Here is a 502-nt window from a genome sequence, read left to right on the forward strand (position 1 = left end):
CGCTCACCCCACGCTTGGAGCCCATGCCGAACGACTCCTTGTACGGCCTGCCCTGCTCGTCGTAGCGCAGGTCGCCAGGGGATTCGTACGTGCCCGCGAACCACGAGCCGACCATCGCCGACGATGCGCCCGCCGCAAGGGCCAGCGCCACGTCGCGCGGATGCCGCACGCCGCCGTCGGCCCACACGTGCTTGCCGAGCGCCCGCGCAGCCTCGGCGCACTCGCGTACCGCGGAGAACTGCGGCCGTCCGACGCCGGTCGCCATGCGTGTCGTACACATCGCGCCGGGGCCGACGCCCACCTTGGCGATGTCCGCACCCGCTTCGATGAGGTCACGCGTGCCCTGTGCCGTGACGACGTTGCCCGCGACGATCGGCACCGTCGAATCGGCGGGCAGCACCGACCGCACGGCCTTCAACGCCGAGATCATCTTCTCCTGGTGGCCGTGTGCGGTATCCACGACGAGCACGTCGACGGCCGCCTTCAGCAGGGCTTCCGGCTT

At 70.9% G+C, this 502-nt stretch carries 1 protein-coding gene; it reads right to left on the reverse strand.

Annotated elements, in window-relative coordinates:
* The coding region (locus ABD323_RS45830) for an IMP dehydrogenase (protein ID WP_344447825.1) at positions 1-502 on the reverse strand (502 nt) is incomplete at both ends.

The sequence above is a fragment of the Kitasatospora nipponensis genome (genome assembly GCF_039528135.1).
GTDB lineage: Bacteria > Actinomycetota > Actinomycetes > Streptomycetales > Streptomycetaceae > Kitasatospora > Kitasatospora nipponensis.